Source organism: Actinophytocola sp. (genome assembly GCF_035712165.1).
Classification (GTDB): Bacteria; Actinomycetota; Actinomycetes; order Mycobacteriales; family Pseudonocardiaceae; genus DASYTH01.
The window spans coordinates 1-19221 of sequence record NZ_DASTBH010000558.1; the positions used below are offsets into that span (position 1 = coordinate 1).

Annotated in this window: 17 protein-coding genes; 12 read left to right on the top strand and 5 right to left on the bottom strand. The window is 71.2% G+C overall.

The genetic code is table 11. The features are described 5' to 3' along the window. On the top strand, positions 1 to 837 hold an 837-nt coding region (locus tag VFO68_RS31665), incomplete at its 5' end, for an FAD-dependent oxidoreductase (RefSeq protein ID WP_325162094.1). Here the strand turns inward: VFO68_RS31665 and VFO68_RS31670 are convergent. After that, positions 834 to 1271: a PPOX class F420-dependent oxidoreductase gene (locus VFO68_RS31670; protein ID WP_325162095.1), complete on the bottom strand. Its 438-nt coding sequence runs from the start codon at positions 1269 to 1271 to the stop codon at positions 834 to 836. The two genes, VFO68_RS31665 and VFO68_RS31670, sit on opposite strands and share 4 nt — an antisense overlap. 23 nt (positions 1272 to 1294) lie before the next feature. Between VFO68_RS31670 and hemQ the strand changes: the two genes are divergently transcribed. Further along, on the top strand, positions 1295 to 1987 hold the full coding sequence (hemQ, locus tag VFO68_RS31675; protein WP_325162096.1) for a hydrogen peroxide-dependent heme synthase: 693 nt from the start codon (positions 1295 to 1297) through the stop codon (positions 1985 to 1987). Positions 1988 to 2002: 15 nt separating this feature from the next. Further along, positions 2003 to 3031, top strand: a complete 1029-nt coding sequence (gene mgrA, locus VFO68_RS31680) for an L-glyceraldehyde 3-phosphate reductase (protein ID WP_325162097.1) — start codon at positions 2003 to 2005, stop codon at positions 3029 to 3031. Positions 3032 to 3071: 40 nt separating this feature from the next. On the opposite strand, the gene VFO68_RS31685 is transcribed toward mgrA, so the two are convergent. Next, positions 3072 to 4661, bottom strand: coding sequence for a cation acetate symporter (locus VFO68_RS31685; RefSeq protein ID WP_325162098.1), 1590 nt, complete (start codon positions 4659 to 4661; stop codon positions 3072 to 3074). Then, positions 4658 to 5062 carry a DUF485 domain-containing protein gene (locus VFO68_RS31690; protein ID WP_325162099.1) on the bottom strand — a complete coding sequence of 135 codons (405 nt, stop codon included), beginning with the start codon at positions 5060 to 5062 and terminating at the stop codon, positions 4658 to 4660. The genes VFO68_RS31685 and VFO68_RS31690 overlap by 4 nt, the downstream gene beginning before the upstream one ends. A gap of 323 nt (positions 5063 to 5385) precedes the next feature. Between VFO68_RS31690 and VFO68_RS31695 the strand changes: the two genes are divergently transcribed. The 3 genes from VFO68_RS31695 to VFO68_RS31705 are packed head-to-tail and all read left to right on the top strand — an operon-like array spanning position 5386 to position 8876. Beyond that, positions 5386 to 7890: a nitrate- and nitrite sensing domain-containing protein gene (locus VFO68_RS31695; protein WP_325162100.1), complete on the top strand. Its 2505-nt coding sequence runs from the start codon at positions 5386 to 5388 to the stop codon at positions 7888 to 7890. An 11-nt stretch (positions 7891 to 7901) separates the two neighbouring features. Next, the gene (locus tag VFO68_RS31700; protein ID WP_325162101.1) at positions 7902 to 8315 is read left to right on the top strand and encodes a roadblock/LC7 domain-containing protein; all 414 of its coding nucleotides are present in this window, start codon (positions 7902 to 7904) and stop codon (positions 8313 to 8315) included. A 21-nt stretch (positions 8316 to 8336) separates the two neighbouring features. Further along, positions 8337 to 8876 (top strand): DUF742 domain-containing protein, encoded by a 540-nt coding sequence (locus VFO68_RS31705; protein ID WP_325162102.1) that lies wholly within the window; start codon positions 8337 to 8339, stop codon positions 8874 to 8876. 58 nt (positions 8877 to 8934) lie between these two features. On the opposite strand, the gene VFO68_RS31710 is transcribed toward VFO68_RS31705, so the two are convergent. Beyond that, entirely contained in the window at positions 8935 to 11703 is a 2769-nt protein-coding gene (locus VFO68_RS31710) for a helix-turn-helix transcriptional regulator (RefSeq protein ID WP_325162103.1), read from the bottom strand. Between the two features lie 178 nt (positions 11704 to 11881). Between VFO68_RS31710 and VFO68_RS31715 the strand changes: the two genes are divergently transcribed. The 6 genes from VFO68_RS31715 to VFO68_RS31740 all read left to right on the top strand — a co-directional run bounded on the left by VFO68_RS31715 (position 11882) and on the right by VFO68_RS31740 (position 18486). Then, positions 11882 to 12673, top strand: a complete 792-nt coding sequence (locus VFO68_RS31715) for an ABC transporter ATP-binding protein (RefSeq protein WP_325162104.1) — start codon at positions 11882 to 11884, stop codon at positions 12671 to 12673. Further along, positions 12666 to 13373 (top strand): ABC transporter ATP-binding protein, encoded by a 708-nt coding sequence (locus VFO68_RS31720; RefSeq protein ID WP_325162105.1) that lies wholly within the window; start codon positions 12666 to 12668, stop codon positions 13371 to 13373. The genes VFO68_RS31715 and VFO68_RS31720 overlap by 8 nt, the downstream gene beginning before the upstream one ends. Before the next feature lie 16 nt (positions 13374 to 13389). Further along, positions 13390 to 14238 (top strand): branched-chain amino acid ABC transporter permease, encoded by an 849-nt coding sequence (locus VFO68_RS31725; RefSeq protein WP_325162106.1) that lies wholly within the window; start codon positions 13390 to 13392, stop codon positions 14236 to 14238. Between the two features lies 1 nt (position 14239). Further along, positions 14240 to 15340 carry a branched-chain amino acid ABC transporter permease gene (locus VFO68_RS31730; RefSeq protein ID WP_325162107.1) on the top strand — a complete coding sequence of 367 codons (1101 nt, stop codon included), beginning with the start codon at positions 14240 to 14242 and terminating at the stop codon, positions 15338 to 15340. After that, positions 15337 to 16665: an ABC transporter substrate-binding protein gene (locus VFO68_RS31735; RefSeq protein ID WP_325162108.1), complete on the top strand. Its 1329-nt coding sequence runs from the start codon at positions 15337 to 15339 to the stop codon at positions 16663 to 16665. Before VFO68_RS31730 ends, VFO68_RS31735 begins: the two co-directional genes overlap by 4 nt. Positions 16666 to 16992: 327 nt before the next feature. After that, on the top strand, positions 16993 to 18486 hold the full coding sequence (locus VFO68_RS31740) for a DUF7405 family protein (protein WP_325162109.1): 1494 nt from the start codon (positions 16993 to 16995) through the stop codon (positions 18484 to 18486). 53 nt (positions 18487 to 18539) lie between these two features. Here the strand turns inward: VFO68_RS31740 and VFO68_RS31745 are convergent. Further along, a partial coding sequence (locus VFO68_RS31745) for an AfsR/SARP family transcriptional regulator (protein WP_325162110.1) occupies positions 18540 to 19221 on the bottom strand: 682 nt, incomplete at its 5' end.

A 19221-nucleotide genomic window follows, 5' to 3' on the forward strand; every position in this document is an offset into this window, starting at 1 on the left:
GCCACCTCGCTCACCCAGGCGGTCGCGGCGGTGCTGCCGGCGGCCGAGTACGCCGACGCCACCCCGGTGTTCGCGACGCTGCGCGGTGGCCTCGGCGCGCTGGTCGACCGGCTCGCCGAACGGTCCGGTGTGGACGTCCGGTTGGGAGTTCCGGTGCGGGCGTTGACGATCCGGCCGAACGGCTGGCGCCTCGAGCTGGGCGCGGCGCCGGCCGCGCACGCCCCGCCGGACCCGGTCCTCGAGGTGGATGCGGTGCTGCTCGCCGTGCCGGCGCCGGCGGCCCGGCGGTTGCTGGAGCCGGCCGTGCCGGCGGCCGCCGCGGCCTACGCGCGGATCGAGCTCGCGTCCATGGCGGTGGTCGGGCTGGCGCTGCCGCCGGGCACCGCGCTGCCGGACACCTCGGGCGTGCTGATCGGCGCGGGGGAGCGGCACGCCGACGGAACCCCGTTCACCGCCAAGGCGTTCACCTTCTCCGCGCGGAAGTGGACGCATCTGGCCGGCGGCCCGGTGCTGGTCCGCGGCTCGGTGGGCCGCCATGCCGACACCGCGGCGCTGCGGGCCGACGACGACGAGCTGGTCCGGCTGGTGCGGGCCGACCTGGCCGAGCTGACCGGGATCGACGCGGCGCCGGTGGAGCGGGTGGTGACCCGGTGGGGCGGCGGCCTGCCGCAGTACGGGGTCGGCCACCTCGACCTGGTGGCCACGATCGAGCGGGCCGTGGCCGAGGTGCCGGGCCTCGCCGTCGCGGGCGCCGTGTTGTCCGGCGTCGGCATCCCGGCCTGCATCGCCGCCGCCGACGCGGCCGCCACCAAGCTCGCCGCCCAGCAGACCTGCTAGTCCGCGAGGTCGGCCTGGGCGGTGACCCGGGTGATCCGGCCGCGCACCAGGGTCTCGCCGGGGACGGCGTTGCGGCGGCCGAACGCCTCGGCGGCCTCGGCGCCCATGTACCGGGCGCCGAGCCGGGTGGCCCAGTGCAGCAACTCGTCGAGGTCCTCGGACAGCGTGGCCGTGCCCTCGATCAGCACGAACGAGTAGGGCGGCGTCTGGTCGTCGACGCACAGGGCGAACCGCGGGTCGCGGCGCAGGGCGCGGCCCTTGAGGCCGTCGGTGGCCGTGGTGAACACGATGTCGTCGCCGTCGGGCGTCTCGTCGATCAGGAACCACACCGGCGTCACGTGCGGGCTGCCGGCGGCCCGGGTGACCGCGAACTTGCCGGTCCGGGTGCCCTCGCACGCGAACGCGAGCCATTCCTCCCTGGTCATCGAGTGCATGGGGGAATGCCTACCATGGACCCATGGCGCGCACGAATTTCGCCGAGCTGAACGACAAGATCCACTACACGATGTGGTCGGTGTTCCGGCTCGAGCCCGGCCGGCTGCCCGACGAGCGCGGGCCGGCGGCCACCGAGGCGCACGACTTCCTCGAGGCCCTGCCGGACAAGGGCGTCGTGATCCGCGGCGTGTACGACCTGGCCGGCCTGCGGGCCGACGCCGACTACATGGTGTGGTGGCACGCCGAGGAGATCGAGTCGCTGCAGTCCGCCTACACCGGGCTGCGCCGCACCGCGCTGGGCCGGGCGTCCACTCCGGTCTGGAGCCAGGCCGCGCTGCACCGGCCGGCCGAGTTCAACAAGAGCCACATCCCGGCCTTCCACGCCGGCGAGGAGCCGCGCCGCTACGTGTGCGTGTATCCGTTCGTGCGGTCCTACGAGTGGTACCTGCTGCCCGACGAGGAGCGTCGCCGGATGCTCGCCCAGCACGGCGCGCAGGCCCGCGACTTCCCGGACGTGCGGGCCAACACGGTGGCCTCGTTCGCGCTCGGCGACTACGAGTGGATCCTCGCCTTCGAGGCCGACGAGCTGCACCGGATCGTCGACCTGATGCGCCGGCTGCGAGCCAGCGACGCCCGCCGGCACGTCCGCGAGGAGATCCCGTTCTACACGGGCACCCGGGTCCCCCCCGCCGAACTGGTGACGAACCTGCCGTAGGCCACAATGGCCGGCATGCCGTACCTCGCCGATGCCGACCGCTACGACCGGATGACCTACCGCCGCTGCGGGCGCAGCGGGCTCAAGCTGCCGGCGGTGACGCTCGGGCTGTGGCACAACTTCGGCGAGGACCGGCCCTACGAGCTGGGCCGGGCGCTGCTGCGCCGGGCGTTCGACCTCGGCGTGACGCACTTCGACCTGGCCAACAACTACGGCCCGCCGTACGGCTCGGCGGAGCGCAACTTCGGCCGGGCGATGGCCGACGACCTGCACCCGTACCGGGACGAGCTGGTGATCTCCACCAAGGCCGGGTACGACATGTGGCCCGGGCCCTACGGCGAATGGGGCTCGCGCAAGTACCTGCTGGCCTCGCTGGACCAGTCGCTGGCCCGGATGGGCCTGGACTACGTCGACATCTTCTACTCGCACCGGTTCGACCCGGACACCCCGCTCGAGGAGACGATCGGCGCGCTGGTCACCGCCGTGCAGCAGGGAAAGGCGCTCTACGCCGGGATCTCCTCCTACTCGCCCGCGGCCACCAGGCAGGCCGCCGAGCTGCTCCGGTCGGCCGGGGTGCCGCTGCTCATCCACCAGCCCTCGTACTCCATGCTCAACCGCTGGATCGAGGGTGAGCTGCTGGACACACTGGGCGAGATCGGCGCCGGCTGCATCGCGTTCTCCCCGCTGGCCCAGGGCATGCTGACCGACCGGTACCTGGGCGGGATCCCGGAGGGGTCCCGGGCCAGCCGGGATTCCTCGCTGTCCAGGGACATGCTCTCGGACGCGAACCTGGCCCGGGTGCGGGCGCTGAACGAGATCGCCGCGCGGCGCGACCAGTCGCTGGCCCAGCTCGCCATCGCCTGGGCCCTGCGCGACGAGCGGGTCACCTCCGCGCTGATCGGCGCCAGCTCGGTGGCGCAGCTGGAGGCCAACCTGGCCGCCGTGGCCGGCCCCCCGTTCACCGACGAGGAGCTGGCCGAGATCGACCGGTACGCGGTCGACGCCGGTGTCGACCTCTGGGAAACCTCCCGCACCGCCGGCTAGGCAGGCAGGCCCCACCGCACAGAAATCCCGGAGAGGCGGCTCAGCTCGCGCCGATGCCGGTTACGGCGCGGACCTCCATCTCGTCGGAGCGGACCGGGTCCACCTGGTCCGCCTTGCCGATCATGGTGCCGATGAACCCGAGCAGGAACGACAGCGGGATCGCGATGATCCCGGGGTTGCCCAGCGGGAAGAAGTGGAAGTCCACGCCCTTGATGATCGAGGTCGGGGTGCCGGAGAAGACCGGGCCGAAGATGATCAGCACCAGGCAGATGGACAGCCCGCCGTACATCGAGAACAGCGTGCCGGTGGTGTTGAACCGCCGCCAGAACAGCGTGTAGAGGATCGTCGGCAGGTTGGCCGACGCCGCGATCGCGAACGCCAGCGCCACCATGGACGCCACGTTCTGGCCGATGGCGAGGATCCCGCCCAGGATCGCCAGGCACCCGATCACCAGCGCGGTGAGCCGGGCCACCCGAAGCTCCGAACCGGGCGCGGGCCGGCCGTGCCGCAGCACGTTGGCGTACACGTCGTGGGCGAACGAGGCGGACGCGGTCAGCGTCAGCCCGGCCACCACGGCCAGGATCGTGGTGAACGCGACGGCCGCGACGATGGCGAGCAGCACCGTGCCGCCGATCGAGAACGCCAGCAGCGGCGCGGCGGAGTTCTCCCCGCCGGGCGCCGCCTTGATCGCCGAGGAACCGACGATCGCGCTCGCGCCGTAGCCGATCACCAGCGTGGACAGGTAGAAGGCCACCATCGCCCAGGTCGCGGAGATCACCGACCGGCGGGCCTGGTAGGCGTTGGGCACCGTGTAGAACCGCATCAGGACGTGCGGCAGGGCGGCGGTACCGAGCACCAGCGCCAGGGACAGCGAGACGAAGTCCAGCTTGCTCGTGCCGGACTTGCCGTACCGGGAGCCGGGGTCGAGCACCGCCTCGCCCAGCGCGTTGTTGTTCACCGCCTGCTCGAGCAGCGCGGACAGGCTGAACCCGAACTTGCCCAGGATGAACACACTCATCAGGAGCACGCAGGACAGCAGCAGCGCGGCCTTGATGATCTGTACCCAGGTCGTGCCCTTCATCCCGCCGACCAGCACATAGAAGATCATGATCGCGCCGACGACGATGATCACCAGGGCCTGGCCGCCGGTGGTGTGCACGTCGAGCAGCAGCGCGACCAGCCCGCCGGCGCCGGCCATCTGCGCCAGCATGTAGAAGGCCGAGATCACCAGGGTGGAGTTGGCCGCCGCCGCGCGCACCGGCCGCTGGCGCATGCGGAAGGCGACCACGTCACCCATGGTGAACCGGCCGGTGTTGCGGATCCGCTCGGCCAGCAGCAGCAGCGGGATCAGCCAGGCGACCAGGAATCCGATCGAGTAGACGAAGCCGTCGTAGCCCTGCACCGCGATGGCGCCGGCGATTCCGAGAAACGACGCCGCGGACAGGTAGTCGCCGGACAGCGCTACGCCGTTCTGCACACCGGTGAATGCGCCACCTGCCGCATAGTAATCCGCCGTTGTGGCGTTTCGGCTGCTCACGCGATACACGATGAAGAGGGTCACCGCCACGATCGTCACGAAGATGACGACGTTGAGGACCGGGTTTCCGGCGGTGGACTGAGCCAGGGTCATGAGTTGGAAGCTCCCGCCCGCTCACGCAGCGCCGCGATCTCCGGATCGATCTTGTTCCGGGCAAAGCGCGAGTACAGGACCATGATCACCACCGTGCTGACGAACTGGGACAGGCCGAGCAGCAGGCCGACGTTGACGTTTCCGAACACCCGGTGGCTCATGAAGTCGTTCGCGTAGGCGGCCAGCAGCACGTAGGTCATGTACCAGAGGAGGAACAAACCGGTCGCCGGGAACACAAATCGGGTGAGCCTCCGGTTGACTCGGGCGAAGTCCCGGCTGCGGCGAATTGCCACAAAGTCCGGATTACCCGACTGGTCCACGAAAGAATGGACGGCCCGCTGTTCGTGCGCCCGATATCTTTCCGTTTCCGGGGCACGGCTAAAGGATGATACAGTGCTCATCGGCCGTCCTTCCACGACATCTTCCTGGGGTCCCTGGGCGGCGGCCTGCCCCGGGCAAGGGCGAAGCGTAGCGATCGTGGGGGGCCAGTCAAGGCGTGAACCGCCAGGTAGTGCCGCGGGCAACGCCCGCTAGAGGCGAAAGACCCGAACCTGACCGCCGGACGACCCGAGTAGTCCTACGTCCGGATGTCGACAACGCACCGTATTCGATTCGTGGCGAAATCGACACTTGTACACAAAGCCATCGCGTCCTTAAGTTATGCCGAACAATCAAGTCGCGGGGCGCAGCCATGTCGTGAGGGAGATCTCGTGAGGCGTATCCCGTGAGCCACGTCCAGCCGGCCGCAGCCGGCACCGCTGGCCCACACGGCAAGCAGCGATCAAAGTGGATCGCGATCAGCCAATGGCGCAACTGGACCTTGCCGGTCAAGTTGGGCGTCGTGCTGATCGTGCCCGTACTCGGCGCGCTGGTGCTCGGCGTGTTACGCGTGCGCGACGACGTCGCGCTCGCCGACACCTACGCCGACACCGCGCGGATCGCGACCTTGCGCAGCGAGCTCGTCCCGATGCTGTCGGTGATCCAGAAGGAACGCAACGTAGCCGTCCAGACACCGGGCGACTCACCGGAGTTCCAGCAGCAGATCAAGGAGACCGACAACCTCATCGCGCGGTTGGACGGGCAGGTCAAGGCGATCCCCGACCTCGACCCGACCGCCGCCACCGGCTACCGCCGGCTGGCCGTCACGCTCGGGGCGCTCAAGCCGGCCCGCGCCGCCGTGGCAAGGGGCGCGGACCCGTCGGTGCGGCTGTTCGCCTACGAGACGGCGGTCAGCGGCCTGCTCGACTTCGACCGCAGCCTGGTCGGTCAGTTCCCCGACGCGACCCTGACCGGCCTGTCCCAGTCCCTCTGGGACCTGCAGGCGGCCCGCGAGCAGGTGGCGCTGCAGCACGCCATCGGGCTGGTCGGCATCCGGCGCGGCGTGGTTCTCGAACTGGAGCGCGACCAGTTCCTCCAGTCCCGACTCCGGCTCACCGACCGGCTCGACGACGCCCGCACGGTGGCGCCCGCGGACCTGTGGCGGCACTACGAGGCGACCGTCCGGGGCAAGGACGTCACCTTCCGGCAGGAGTTGGTGTTCCGGGCGCTCGGCCGCAACGTGGCGACCATGCCGTTCAGCGCCGAGGAATGGAACACCGCGTCGAACGCCACGACCCAGCTGATGGACAAGGTCGCCAAGGACGCCGCGGGCCGGCTGCTGGCCGAGTCCAGCCAGCTGCAGGACTCGATCGGCAACCGGGCCGGCACCCAGTCCGTGCTGCTGCTGGCGATGGTGCTGCTGGCCGGTGGCATCGGCCTGGTGGTCGGCCGCTACCTGCTGCAGTCGGTGAGCGTGCTCCGCCGCACCGCGCTCGACGTGGCGAACAACCGGCTGCCGGCGGCCGTGGCCAGCATCCGTGCCGGCCGCCCGGCCGAGGCCGCGATCGAACCGGTTCCGTTGCGCACCACCGAGGAGTTCGGCCAGCTGGCCCGCGCCTTCGACGCGGTGAACGGCCAGGCGGTGCGCTCGGCGACCGAAGAGGCCGCGCTGCGCAGCAACCTGCGCAACATCTTCGTCAACCTGTCCCGGCGCAGCCAGGGCCTGGTGGAACGCCAGCTCAAGCTGATGGAACAGCTGGAGGCGAAGGAGAACGACCCGGACCAGCTGTCCAACCTGTTCCGGCTGGACCACCTGGCCACCCGCATGCGCCGCAACAACGAGAACCTGATGGTGCTCTCCGGCCTGGATCTCGGGCGGCGGGTCACCGAGCCGATGGCCCTGCCGGACGTGCTGCGCGCCGCGGTCTCCGAGATCGAGCACTACCAGCGCGCGGTGGTGCGCTCCGCGCCGATGGTGCGCATCGTCGGCTACGCCGCGGGCGATCTGATCCGCACCGTGGCCGAGCTGGTGGAGAACGCCACCGTGTTCTCCCCGCCGGACACCCCGGTGATCATCACCAGCGCGCTCCAGGAGAACGGCGCGATCCTGATCGACGTGCTGGACCAGGGCATCGGCATGGGTGAGGCGGAGCTGCGCGACGCCAACCAGCGGGTCGCCGCCGCCGGCGACGTCGATGTGCCGGTCTCCCGGCAGATGGGTCTGTTCGTGGTCGGCAGTCTGACCAACCGGCACCGCATCCGGGTCCGGTTGAACCGCCGTCCCGAGCACGAGGGCGGCGGGCTGCGCGCGTCGCTGTTCGTGCCGGCGGAACTGGTGGCACGGGAGGGCGAACCCGCTCCGGCCCCGGCGCCGGCCCGGCCCGAACGCCCGGCGATGCCGATGCCGCTGCCGGCACCCGAGCCGATGCCGATCCCCGAACCGGTCGGGGCCGGCGTCGGGGGCGGCGGCGTGATCGGAAAGCTCGAGTCGGCAGGGATCTTCGTGCGGCTGCCGGTACTGCCGTCGGCCAGTTCGCCCGCCTCGATCCTGTTCGCGGCGCGCATCCCGGTCGAGGAGACCACCCAGACCCGCCTGGCGGTACCACCCCGCCCGGCGGAGGCACCGCAGCCGCCCCCCGGGTTCAGCTGGTTGGGCGCGTCGGCCCAGGCCCAGGACTCGGCCCCGACCCCGCAACCGCAACCCCGCTCGGCTCCCACCGTGGCCCAGGGGCCGGACGGGCTGCCCAAGCGGGTCCCGCAGGCACAACTCCTTGCGCCGCAACCTAAACGCCGGGCGGACAACCCGGCACCACCGGTACCACAACGAGACGCGGCCAAGGCGCGTGGCTTCCTGAGCAACTTCCAGTCGGGGATCCAGCACAGACAGGACAATGCGGAGGGGAACACGTGACACAGGCGCACATGCCCGGTCGAAGCAGCCAGGTCGGGCAGTTCGGCTGGTTGGTCAACAACTTTGCCGAGAACGTCCCCGGTGTGGCGCACGCCGTGGTGATCTCGGTGGACGGGCTGCTGCTCACCTCGTCGGCTCGGCTCCCACAGGACCGCGCCGAGCAGATGGCGGCCATCTCCGCCGGCATCGTCAGCCTGAACCTGGGCGCGGCGAAGTGTCTCGGCGCCGACGAGGTGAACCGGGCCATCGTCGAGATGGACTACGGCGTACTGCTCCTGACGTCCATCCGGGACGGTTCCTGCCTGGCCGTGCTGGCCTCGCGGGACTGCGACATCGCCCAGGTGGCCTACGAGATGACAGTGCTCGTGGACCGGGTCGGTCAGATCCTGACACCCCAACTTCGGGCCGCTCTGGCGGCCGGCTAAAAGGAGCCAGTGAGGTGATCCATGAGCACCTACGACGACGGAGTCCGGCCAGCTGAGCAGACTTTCGCCGACGTGCTCAACGGATTGAGCCTGACCGGCAAGCGGCCGCGTGGCCGCGGTGCCGAGCCGGCGAATCCGGCACCGCAGTCGATGCACCGGCAGGCGCAGCTACCCGAGGACGTTCCGGAGGAGAACGCGGCCAGCGTTCGCGCCTACGCATGGACCGGCGGCCGCACCCGCACCGACTACCAGCTGGAGATCGAGACCCTGATCTCCACGACGGACCGGGGCGAGGAGACGATCAACTCGCTGCGCACCGAGCACCAGTCGGTGATCCGGCTCTGCTACCACTCCAAGTCGGTGGCCGAGGTCGGCGCCCTGCTGTCGCTGCCTCTGGGGGTCGTCCGCGTCCTGCTCGGCGACATGGCCGCGCTCGGCCTGATCGAGGTCCACACCAACACCTTCCACAACGACCCCGACGCCCGCCCCGACATGGAGCTCCTGGAGCGCGTCCTCGCCGGCCTCACCAACCTCCGCAACCCCTCCCGCCTCCCCCAATAACCCCGCGAGTCCCCACTTCAGGCCCGGCGAGTCGCCACTTCGGGCCCGGCGTTGCGCTTTACCGGAACAGGGCGGTGAGTTCCACGCGGGAGCGGACGCCGAGCTTGGTGAAGATGTTGCGCAGGTGGTGGTCCACGGTGCGCGGGCTGACCACCAGCTGGGCGGCGATCTCCCGGTTGGTGGCGCCTTCGGCTACCAGGGCGGCGATCTGTTCCTGTTGCGGGGTGAGCGTCGCGGTGGTGCGCGGGCGGTTGGCGGCGACCGTCTCGCCGGCGGCGCGGAGCTCGGCGCGGGTGCGTTCGGCCCAGAGCTCGGCGTCGTACTCCTGGAAGATCTTCAGCGCGTCGCGGAGGTGTTCGCGGGCGGCGCGGGGTTTGCGGGAGCGGCGTAGCTGGTGGGCGAAGAAGAGCTCGGTCTTGGCCAGTTCCAGGGCGGTGTTGCTGGCGCGGTGCAGGCGGATGGCTTCGCGGAAGTGTTCCTCGGCGCCGGCGCCGCCACCGGCCAGCAGGGCGTGGCAGCGGTGCGACTGCGCCAGGCGCGGGGTGCTGCCGGTGGCGCTGGCCCAGTGGTCGAAGATTTCCAGGGCGTGCTCGGCCTTGGCGCCCTCGCCGCAGCGCACGGCGGCCTCGACGAAGTGCGGGGCGGCCATGGCCCGGATGGCGGGGTGCACGTAGCCGGTGCCGGCGGCCATCAGGCGCAGCCGGTCCAGGGCGTCGGCGGGTCGGTCGTCGGCGAGGTCGACGCAGGCCACGGCCCAGGAGCTCAGGGCACTCGGGCGGCCGAGGCCACGGGCTCGGGTTCCGGTGGCGGCGGCTTCCAGGCGCAGCAGCGCGGTCTCCCGGTCGCCGAGCAGGGCGGCCAGCAACGCCAGGATCGTCAGGTGGTCGACGGCGCAGTTCTGCTGACCGATCGCGGCGGCCACCCGCATGCCGTCCAGGGAACTGGACATCGCGGTGATGTGGCGGTCGTGCAGCAGCGCCGACATCGACAGGTAGACCATCGCCCACGGCAGGAGCACGGCGAAGCCGTGGGCGCGGGCGGTGCTGACGGCCTTGGTGGCCAGCTCCTGAGCCAGCACCGCGTCGCCGAGGGTGTAGGCGGCCTCGCTGGCCCAGATCGTCGACATGGGATGGTCGGCGGTCTCGGCCAGCGCGATCACCCGCCGCAGCGGCTCCACCGCCTCGGCGTGCCGGCCCGCGTAGGTGGCGGTCATGCCCTCGAAATGGTCGAACATCTGCCGGGTGGCCGGCGGCTCGTCCGGCCGGCGCAGCCGTGCGGCCCGGTCGGCCACCTCCACGTAGTGCAGGTAGTTGCCGGACAGGCAGCTCGCGTCGGCGGCCAGCATCAGCGCCGTGATCGCCAGCGTGCGGTTGGAGTCGATCAGCTCGGTGGCGGCCGCGAGCAGCACCTCGTTGGCGATCGCCGGCACGCCGTCGCGCAGCTCGATCTCACCCTGCAGCAGGTCGGCCAGCCCGCGCAGCTCCGGTGAGGTGGTGGTGAACGGCACCGCCTGGCGCAGCAGCGCCCGCGCGTGCCGGCTGCGGCCGGCGAAGGAGGAGTCGGTGGCGGCGGCGATCAGCCGCAGCGCCTTGTCCTCCGGCGCGGCGGTCAGCGCCGCGGCGCGCTGGTAGGCGCGGGCCGAGGCGGCGTAGTCGCCGGTCTCCCGGGCCGCGGCGGCGGCCGCGTCGAGCTCGTCGGCCAGCCGGTGCCGGGGCGCCTCGGCCAGCGCCACCCGCTGCCAGGTCCAGCGCAGCTTGTCCTGCTCGGGGTGCAGCACCGCGGCCAGCAGCCGGTGCGCGGCCTGCCGTTCGGCCAGCGGCACGTCGGCGAACAGGGTGGACCGGATCAGCGGGCTGGGCACCTCGACCCGGTCGCCGTCCAGCCGGATCAGCCCGGAGCTGGCGGCCTCCTCCAGCGCGTCGAGGTCGATCCCGGCGTCGGTCGCCGCCCGCACCACGGTGTCGGTGTCGAGCTGGTCGTCGACGACGGCCATGGTGGCCAGCCGCCGGGCGGCCGGGGACAGCCGCAGGAACCGGCGGCGCAGCATGGCCCGCAGCCGGCTGTGCTCGGGCAGCGCCTCCGGGCCGGGCGCCTCGCCGGAAAGCTGTTCGAGGGTGAGCGAGTCGGCCAGCTCGATCAGCGCCAGCGGGTTTCCCGACGCCAGCTCCACGAGGTCTTCGACCAGACCGTCGGGCAGGCCGTGGTCGAGCCGGTCCTGCAGCACCTGCTGGCTGGCTGCCGCGCCCAGCGGGTGCAGCCGCAACCGGGGGATGCCGGTGAGCAGGTCGCCGTCGTCCAGCCGGGAGGTGAACAGCACCACCGCCCGGTCACCGGCCAGCCGCCGGGCCGCGAAGGTCAGTGCCTCCACCGAGATCCGGTCCATCCGGTGCACGTCGTCGGCCCGGCACAGCAACGGGATCTGCCCGGCCGTGTCGGCGAGCAGCCGGTGCACCGCCCTGTAGAGCGCGAAGGCGTCCTCCTCGTGCCGCTCGCCCTCGGTGATCACCGGCACCAGCGTGCGCGCCATGCTGACCGGCAGGGACCGGACCCGGTCGGCCAACGGTTGCAGCAGCCGGTGCAGCCCGGCGAGAGGCAGCGTCGCCTCGGCCGCGATGCCGGCGGTATCCAGGCAGAAGAAGTCCGCGGTGGCCGGGCGCAGGGCGTCCAGCAGGGTGGTTTTGCCCATTCCGGACTCGGCCAGCAGCACCAGTGCCGAACCGAACCCGCCCCTTGCCCGGTCGAGCGCGTCGTGCAGGGTCGCGAGCTCCTTGTCGCGTCCGCGCAGGACGGGCACCGCCGGTGACTTCGCGCCGTTGACAGCCACCATGCGGCCCAGTGTTGCCGGGATGTTGCCATCCGGGAAAGAGGACTGGTGATTTCGCCGATGTGTCGGGGGTGACGCCGCCCAGAAACTTGGGCGGCTCTCATAGATGCATGACCTGATGGCGGCGGTCGGCGCGCGGAGGCGCCCAACCGGGCCACGATCCCGGATGAGAACGGTGCCAATGACTGCGAGTGACGACGTTCTCCTTGGGCTGCGTGGCGTCACGGTGCGGTTCGGCGGCCTGGTGGCGCTGCGCGAGGTCAGCATGTCCGTGCGGCCGGGGACGATCGTGGGGGTCATCGGCCCGAACGGGGCCGGCAAGACGACCCTGTTCAACGTGGTCTGCGGGCTGGTCCGCCCGGAGCGCGGCACGCTGGTCTGGCAGGGCAGCCCGCTGCGCCGGCACCGGCCGGACCACCTTGCCGGCCTGGGCATCGCCCGGACCCTGCAGGGCCTCGGCCTGTTCCGCGGCCTTTCGGTGCTGGAGAACGTGATGACCGGCGCCACCCGGCACGCCCGGGCCGGGCTCGCGGCCGGGCTGCTCGGCGCCGGCCGCACCGCCCGGGACGAACGCGACCTGCGCGAGCGGGCGCTGGCCGCGCTGGCCGAGCTGGGGGTGGACGACGTGGCCGGCCGGCTGCCCGGTGCGTTGCCCTACGGGCTGCAGAAACGGGTCGCGCTGGCCCGGGCACTGGTCGCCGAACCGAAGCTGCTGCTGATGGACGAGCCGGTGAGCGGGTTGTCCACCACCGAGATGGACGAGTTCGTCGGGCACATCGGGGGACTGCGCGACCGGATGGCCGTGGTCCTGGTCGAGCACCACATGGATCTGGTGATGCGGGTGTGCGACCAGGTCGTGGTGCTGAACTTCGGCGAGGTGATCTCGGCGGGATCACCCGAGCATGTCCAGGCCGATCCGGTGGTCGCCGAGGCGTACCTCGGGCAGCCGACCGAGGAGCCGTCGAGTGCTTGAGATCGAGGACCTGACCACGACGTACGGCCCGGTGCGCGCGGTCGACGGGGTCAACCTGACCGTGGCGCCGGGCGCCATCACGGCCGTGCTGGGCGCCAACGGAGCCGGCAAGACCACGCTGCTGCGCACGGTGAGCGGGCTGGTGCGGCCCCGGTCCGGCCGGATTCGTATGCAGGGCAAGGACATCACCCGCTCGCCGGCGGAGCTGACGGTGCGCGGCGGGCTCGCCCTGGTCCCCGAGGGCGGCGGCGTGATCACCGAGCTCACCGTGGCGGAGAACCTGCGGCTGGGCGCGCTGTGGCGCGGTGACCGGGCGGACCGGGCACACGCCCTGCGCGAGGTGTGCGAGCTGTTCCCGCCGCTGGAGCAGCGGTTGTCGCGCCCGGCCAGCACGCTGTCCGGCGGCGAGCGGCAGATGCTGGCCATCGGCCGGGCGCTGATGAGCCGGCCGCGGCTGCTGCTGCTGGACGAGCCGTCGCTCGGGCTGGCCCCGATGATCACCGCGCGGATCATGCAGGTGCTGCGGGATCTGCGCGCCAGCACCGGGTTGACCGTGCTGCTGGTCGAGCAGAACGCCCGCAGCGCCCTGTCCATCGCCGACGACGGGGTGGTGCTGTCGCTGGGGCAGGTGGTGATGACCGCCCCGGCCGAGGCGCTGCTCACCGACGAGGCGCTGCGCCACGCCTACCTGGGTTTCTAGTTAAGGAAGGCGGGGCATGGAACAGTTCCTCAACCTGACCCTCAACGGGATCACCAGCGGGGCCGTGTACTCGGCGCTGGGGTTGTCGCTGGTGATCATCTATCGGGCCACCAGGGTGGTGAACTTCGCCCAGCCGGCCTTCGCGCTGATCTCCGCCTACCTCGCGTACTCGATCAACCAGGCCACCGGCGGGTACTGGCTGGGGTTCGCCGTGGCGCTGCTGGCCGGCGCCGTGATGGGCGTGCTGACCGAACGGCTGCTGGTGCGTCCGGTGCGGCACAACGAGTTGGGCGCGATCATCGTGACGCTCGGCCTGCTGATCGTGCTGCAGGCGGTGGCCGGCATGGTCTGGTCCAACGAGCCGCACAGCTTCCCGTACGCGTTCGACTTCCGCGGCGACTTCTCGCCCAACAGCATGTTCGTGGTGGCCGCGGTCGCGGTGACCGCGCTGGCGGTGCTGCTGCTGTTCCGGGCCACCCCGCTGGGGTTGCGGATGCGGGCGGCGGCGTTCCACCCGGACGCCGCGCGGATGTCCGGCGTTCGGGTCGGCCTGATGCTGACCCTCGGCTGGGGGCTGGCCTCCGCGGTGGGATCGCTCGCCGGGATGCTCGCCGTGCCGCCGTTCATCTTCCCCAACGTGCTGGACGGCGTGTTCGTCTACGCGCTGACCGCCGCCGTGATCGGCGGGCTGGACAACCCGCTCGGCACCATCATCGGCGGTTTCCTGCTCGGTGTCGGCCTTTCCTACGTGTCGGGCTACCTGGGTCCGGAGCTGGTCACGCTGGCAGCGCTGGCGATTCTCGTGATCGTGCTCGCGGTGCGGCCGAACGGCTTGTTCGGCAAGGCTTTGGCCAGGAGTGTTTGACGTGAGCGCAGAGACGGAAGAGACAACCGCCGCACCGCCCGCGCACCGCGCGCCGCAACCGCCCGCGCCGCGCCGGAGCCTGCCGCCGGTGGTGGTGCACCTGGCCTGGGCGCTGCTGGCGTTCGCGCTGCTGGTCGGGCTCACGATGATCACCGATCCGTTCACCAACCTGCGGATCGCGACGATCGGGTACTACCTGATCGCGATCGCCGGTCTGGCGCTGCTGACCGGGTTGAACGGCCAGGTCTCGCTGGGCCACGGCGCGTTCATGTTCATCGGCGCCTACACCGTGGCGCTGCTGGTGCTGCACGTGCCCGGCCTGCCGTTCTGGGTGGACCTGCTGCTGGCCACGGCCGCCGGCGGGATCGCCGGGCTGCTGGCCGGTGCGGCCGCGGCCCGGTTGCACGGGCCCTACCTGGCCGGCGCCACGCTGGCGCTGGCGGTGGGGCTGCCGGCGATCACCCAGCGGTATCCGGAGTTCCTCGGCGGCAGCAACGGGTTGAGCTTCTCGGTGAACAGCCAGCCGGCCGGGCTGGTCGGCGTCGTGCCGGCCACCCGGTGGGAGGCCTGGGTGGTGTGGGCGACCGCGTTGCTGGCGATGGTGATCCTGGTCAACATGTCCCGGGGGCGGCTCGGGCGCAGCTTGCGGGCGGTCCGGGACGACGAGGTCGCCGCTTCGCTGGCCGGCATCCACGTCGGCCGGACGAAGATCCTCGCGTTCATCGTGAGCTCCGCCTGCGCCGGTCTGGCCGGTGGGCTGCAGGCGTTCCTGCTGGGTACCGCCGCGCCGGGCTCGTTCACCGTGGCGCTGTCGCTGAGCCTGCTCGCCGCGCTGGTGCTCGGTGGGCTGGGCAGCCTGTGGGGCGCGTTCTGGGCCGCGATCGCGTTCGTCTACTTCCAGGCGTGGGCCGAGGATGCGGCCGACGCGGTGAACCTGCCGGTCAACGTGGAGAACAACCTGCCGCTCGCGCTGTACGGGACGGTGCTGATCCTCGTCATCCTTCTCTTCCCCGCCGGCATCCACGGCGGGCTCACCCGCCTGCGCGCGGCGGTCCGGAGCAGCCGACAGGGACGTTCAGGTCGATCTGAAGGAGTGTCATGAGAATTCATCGGGCCGTTCGCATCTGGGCGGTCGCCGTAACCGGAGCTCTGGTGCTGGCCGGGTGTTCCGGCGCGGGCGAGACGCCAAGCGGCGGGAGCGGAAACCAGCCGGCGGACTCGGCCCCCGGGGTCACCGACGACACCGTCGTCCTCGGCTCGCACCAGCCGCTCACCGGGCCGGCCGCCCCGGGCTACAGCAAGATCTCGGTGGCGGCCCAGGCGATGTACCGCTACATCAACGACAACGGCGGCGTGAACGGCCGCAAGATCGAGTACAAGGTGGAGGACGACGCCTACAACCCGACCAAGACGGTCGAGGTGGTCAAGAAGCTCGTGCTCGAGGAGCAGGTGTTCGCCCTCGTCGGCGGGCTGGGCACGCCGACGCACTCCAAGGTGCTCGACTACCTCAACCAGGAGGGCGTGCCGGATCTGCTGGTCTCCTCCGGCGCCCTGATGTGGGACCAGCCGCAGAAGTACCCGATGACCTTCGGCTACCAGGTGGACTACCTGCGCGAAGGCAAGATCATGGGCAAGTACGTGAAGGACAGCTTCGCCGGCAAGAAGGTCGGCCTGTTCTTCCAGGGCGACGACGTCGGGCGGGACACCCAGGCCGGGCTGGACCAGTTCATCAAGGACCAGGTCGTCACCCGGCAGCCGTACGACCCGGCCAACACCGACGTGACCCCGCAGCTGCTCGCGCTGAAGTCCTCCGGCGCCGAGGTCGTGGTGTGCGCCTGCATTCCGTCGTTCATGGCGCTCACGCTGCTCACCGCCGCCAAGATCGGGTTCAAGCCGCAGTTCGTGTCCAGCAGCATCGGCGCGGACCCGGCGACGCTGACCGCGCTGCTGCAGGACTTCGCCAAGCGCAGCGGCGCCACCGTTTCCCCCGACCAGTTGCTCGCCGGGTTCGTCGGGGCCGGCTACCTGCCGAGGGCGGCGCTGACCGACGACCCGTGGGTCAAGTTCTTCAAGGAGATCCACGACAAGTACATCCCGACCGAGGCATTCACCGACACCCTGATCTTCGGGATGGCGCAGGCCTACTCGGTCGGGCAGATCCTGAAGGCGGCCGGCCGGGATCTCACCCGCCGCAAGGTGGTGGAGACGCTGGAGACCACCCAGTTGAAGGGACCGGGCCTGGTGCCGTTCGCGTACTCGAAGGAGTCGCATTCCGGCTACACCGGCGCGTACCTGGTGCGCAACAACGGAAACGGCACGTCGAGCGTCGTGCAGCAGCCGATGGTGACCGACCGGGAGTCCGGTGAGGTCAAGCCGGCCGGCGGCGACCGGGTCAACCCGGACCAGACCGGACTGCTCGACAAGTAACGGTTCCACGCCCCGAAGGTGGCCCCTGTCGAACCTGGCCGGGCCGACGGTCGCCTTCGGGGCTTTCTTCTCCCCAACACCCTTGGGGGTAGAAACCATTGGGGGATAAGGGAATTAGCAACCGGCTGTTTCGCCGATGCGTCACCCCGTTTCCCGCACGCAGACTGACCTCGCGTTTCAATCTGCTGCAGCTCAACCGGTCGCTCCGGCCGGTCGAGTTCCCATGCCTGCGAGGTTCTCGTGACTGACATTGTCTCCCCACCACCACAGCAGCAAGGCACATGTCCGATCGCGCATCACCGAACCGCCGCCCCACCACCCGACGACGTGTCCGCCCCGATCCTGACCAAACCGGTCGACCGGCGCACCATGCTCCGCCGGGGCGGCACGTTCGTCGGCGCGCTGGGCACCCTGGCCATGCTCGACCAGTTGGCCTGGGTGCCCGAGCGGGTCGCCTGGGCCGAGGACATCACCGCGCTGCCCGACGTCCAGTTCAACCTGGACCCGTTCATGCCGCCGGCCCAGACGATCGACGGCATCCCGGTCGCGATGCCGCCGGTGTTCACGGTTTTCCTCACCGCGCGGCTGTCCTTCCGGCCGTCGAAGATCGACCAGATCCGGATGGAGAACGCCCTGCGGACGATCGAGTCGGCCTACCCCTACTCGCCGTCCGGGGTGTTCACCCACGTGGCGTTCAGCGACAACTACTTCAACCGGATTCCGGGCGCCATCGTGGCCGCGGCCATGCCGCGCACCCTGTCCGGCAACCAGCCGGTGCTCAAGCGCGCGGTGGCCGGACCGACCGACGTGGCGCAGGGCAACCGGGCGATGGAGCTGCGCCGGCCCGAGTTCACGGTGCCGGTGCGGATCGAGAGCAACGACGTCGTGTTCACCATCCGCAGTGACAGCGCGGCGAACGTGAACGACGTGGCGGGCTGGCTGTCCGGCAGCAACCGGCTGCGCGGCGCCGCCGTCGCCTCGCCGCGCTACGACGCGAACATGACCATCACCTCGGCCCGCACGATGTTCGTCCAGCGCGGCCTGCCGCGTTCGGTCGCCAACCAGAACCGGCTGCCGTTCAACACGTTCATCAACCCGAACTCGCCGATGTGGATGGGCTTCGCCGACCAGCAGGTGGATGCCAGCGCTCCGGCGCAGAACGTCACCTTCGTCGGCGGCGCCGGGATCAAGCTGACCAACTCGCAGCCCGGCAACTACTTCGACAACGGCGCCATCCAGCACCTGTCGCACGTGCTGCTGGACCTGCAGCAGTTCTACGTCGACGGCCGCGAGCCGGAGGAGCCGGTGGACCACCGGGAGAACTTCGACGAGCGGCTGCAGTACATGTTCGAGTCGCCGTCGCAGGTGCAGGAGGACCCGAACGACCCGTTCACCGACGGCGGCGGGCCGCGCAACCTCGGGACCCGGGGTGCGTTCCTGCGCAACACCTTCCGGGGCGCCGGCTACGCCCGGCAGAGCGCCCAGCAGTTCGGCCGGATGGGGCACCTGTCCCAGCTGCACCGCACCGGGCGTGCCCCCGACGGCCGGCCGATCCACCTGCGCATCGACGGCCCCGGGTTCGACACGATGGACACCACCACCGGACGCAACACCGCGAAGCTGCAGTTCTCCGGGTTCTTCCCGAGCGCGGACTTCTTCGCCGCGCTGCGCCGCAGCCAGGCGTCGGTCGACCTGCTCGAGGAGTTCGACCTGGAGGAGGAGGACCACGGCATCGAGCGGTTCATCACCGCCACCCGCCGGCAGAACTACCTCATCCCGCCCCGGCGGCACCGCGCGTTCCCGCTGATCGAGTTCATCTGATTCCGGCAGGGTGAGGCGGGTCCCGGCACCCTGGCGCCGGGACCCGTCGCCGGTCACCGGTCCAGCAGGGCCGGTGTGGACGCGCCGAGGGTGTGGTCGTCGGCCAGGATCCGGTGGTGCAGCTCGCGGATCGCGGTGCCCGGCGCGATGCCGAGCTCGGCGTCGAGCACCCGGTACACCTGCTGGTAGGCGCACAGTGCCTCGGCCCGCCGCCCGGACCGGTAGAGCGCGAGCATCAGCTGCGCCCAGGGCAGCTCCCGCAGCGGCTCGGCGGTGGTGAGCACCCGCAGGTCGTCCAGCACCTCGCGGTGCTCGCCGAGGTGCAGCCGGGCGTCCAGCAGGTCCTCCTGCACCAGCCGGCGCAGCTCCAGCAGGCGGGCGACCTCCAGCGGGGCGGCGGCCGGCACGTCCTCGTAGGGCGCCCCCCGCCACAGGTCCAGCGCGGCGGCCAGGGTCCGCGCGGCGCGCGCGGTCCGGCCCTCGGCCAGCTCTCGCCGGCCGGTCGCGGTCAGCTCGTCGAACGACCACGCGTCCAGCTCGCCGGGGTCCAGCAGCAGCCGGTAGCCCTCGCCGTCCCGCTCGATCCGGGGCCTGCCGGACCGGTCCGGCAGGCCCCGGCGCAGCTCCCAGACGTAGGTGTGCAGGTTGGCGGTGGCCGACCGGGGCGGGTCGCCCTCCCACAGCACGTCGACCAGCCGGCCGGTGGGCACCCGCTGGCCGGCGCCGGCCAGCAGC